We start from the raw sequence: 1983 nt of genomic DNA, 5'->3' as shown, positions 1-1983 counted from the left end.
CTCAGGGCCGAGACTTCACGCAAGGCGAGCGTAAGACGGAAGCAAAAAATCGCAGGAATGAGCAGTGAATATCTGGAAACGGTACTCAATGCGGGTCTCAAAAAACTGGGTGAAATTTAACAAAATGTTCACGCTCTCACCCTGATCCTAAGGGCCATGTTGTCGGCCTCGGCGTTACGGTAATCTCCCAAGTACGCATAAATGTCTTTATTAAAAAGCAGCACCACGTGGTAATGCGGGTTGGCACTAGAGTCCTGCTCGCGCACCCAGATATATGCAGGGAAGGCTGGCTGTCCTCGCCTTCCCTTACGGGTATGGTCCGCCAGCAATTGGCTTTTCAGTGATGCAAAGAAACGTGTAATTACCGCTGGGTCTTGCCGAGAAAAGCACAGTGGTATGTCAGGATCCCCCTGCCAATTAGCTTGTGGAAAACGTAAATCAACACGCACGGCAAACACACGTGGATATATATCCAAGCAGCCGGTAATGACCTGTGTTAACTTGGTTAAGTAATAGGGTGAAACACTCCCATAACGCTGTTCAGCTGCAGCAAGCAGGTTATTAAGCTCCTCTGGGCTAAGCTGGTAGCCCAATGATGAATTCATCTCGCCTCCTTTTGATCAGGCATGGTTGACCCAAATGCATGTGCAATTTATAGATGGTTCAGAAGTGGCCGTTGCATTTCACTCATCCAATTAATGGATGGTGTGATATTTAAATTAGTTATGTACCTCTTTGCTTTTCACATAAAAGATGGCAGCTATCTACAATGACAAATTTTAACTATTGGCATATGTCAATGTGTATAATACATATACCAGACATCAACCACTTCATTACTCTTAGTAAATCATGGGAAATAGTTTCCCTGCGACTCGCAAATTACTATCCATGCATCTTCAGACTAAAAGTAATTTACTCTAAAGTTATCTAATGTCACTTTTTCATGCATTATAGCGAGGCACCATTACCCGCAATATTATGTGGGTCATTAGTATAATTTCGCAGGTAAGTTGTACGCCCATGAATAACAACAAGGCGTCCTTGTCTCGCTAGAGTTTCAACAGCTTGGTCTAATCTAACTTTACTTCTAGCACAGTTAGGACCATATTGACGCACATGGTTTTTTCTTACGCCTGGCATACGAAAAAAATCAAGTCGCTGCTCTAACCATGTATATATGGCGTTTGCATCCTCTTCTTCTTTTGTCACTGCACCACTTGTATTGGTTCGGTTGATAAACTGATACAAATACCATCTGCCAAGCTGTATCGCTGCACTCAACACCTGCTCATTAACCTCCAGAGAATCATGATTAAAAAAAGTGATAACAGCTGATATCCTTAGCATCTGTTCCATCAATTTAGATACAACATCACGATAAGGGTACAGATCCTGCCCTTGGTTTATTCTTTGTTCTAAATTATTGTATTCTCGAAACCATAACACTTTTGCCTCTGGAGATAATTGGACTACTTGACGCGCTGTATTAGTTCGCCTGCGTGCTAGCGTTGTCTCTAGGGAAAGTGCGAACAAGTATCCCACGAACAAAAAATGAAAATTTTAGTCATTTAATATCAATGGGTTACCAGTAAATGCTCTCGTGCCATATGACTTATTCGCACCTTCCCTAGCAATGTCTGCAATCGATTATCAAAAAATTCCTGTAATGGGCTTCCGCAGTAAGCCTTATAAGGAATACTATTCGCCAAACGCTGTCCCTGAGTAGATTTAGGTTTTGAAAACAAACATCTGGCTAAAAATCCAGAACCTCTGACTTTTTCACCATGCTTTTCTAAAAAAGCATCAAATAGTTTTGGTTGAACCATCAATGCCAATGTCATGTACAGAACCTTAAGCGGCAAGCGAATTAATAATACCGTCTAACGTGTTGTTTTGCTTGGATTTTCTCTGCCTACTCTTTTTGCCGTTTTTGGATAAATACACCATTGCCCACTCCAACTTCTCTGTTATTTCCTGCCA

The 1983-nt window shown here is 41.8% G+C and carries 3 protein-coding genes and 1 pseudogene; 1 reads left to right on the top strand and 3 read right to left on the bottom strand.

Annotation, left to right across the window (positions count from 1 at the left end; translation table 11 throughout):
* Positions 1-120 (top strand): annotated as a pseudogene (locus J9892_RS20620) (ISAs1 family transposase); the annotation flags it as partial.
* Between the two features lie 8 nt (positions 121-128).
* Here J9892_RS20620 and J9892_RS20615 read toward each other — a convergent pair.
* The 3 genes from J9892_RS20615 to J9892_RS25080 form a co-directional block, all read right to left on the bottom strand.
* On the bottom strand, positions 129-605 hold the full coding sequence (locus tag J9892_RS20615) for an inovirus-type Gp2 protein (RefSeq protein WP_210538823.1): 477 nt from the start codon (positions 603-605) through the stop codon (positions 129-131).
* Positions 606-951: 346 nt separating this feature from the next.
* Positions 952-1536 (bottom strand): DUF3987 domain-containing protein, encoded by a 585-nt coding sequence (locus J9892_RS20610; RefSeq protein WP_210538821.1) that lies wholly within the window; start codon positions 1534-1536, stop codon positions 952-954.
* Between the two features lie 41 nt (positions 1537-1577).
* Positions 1578-1844, bottom strand: a complete 267-nt coding sequence (locus J9892_RS25080) for a DUF3987 domain-containing protein (protein WP_210538819.1) — start codon at positions 1842-1844, stop codon at positions 1578-1580.
* Positions 1845-1983: the final 139 nt, after the last annotated feature.

Source organism: Aeromonas sp. Prich7-2 (assembly GCF_017939255.1).
In the GTDB taxonomy this organism is placed as follows: Bacteria; Pseudomonadota; Gammaproteobacteria; order Enterobacterales; family Aeromonadaceae; genus Aeromonas; species Aeromonas caviae.
This window is presented reverse-complemented; position numbering and strand designations above follow the sequence as displayed.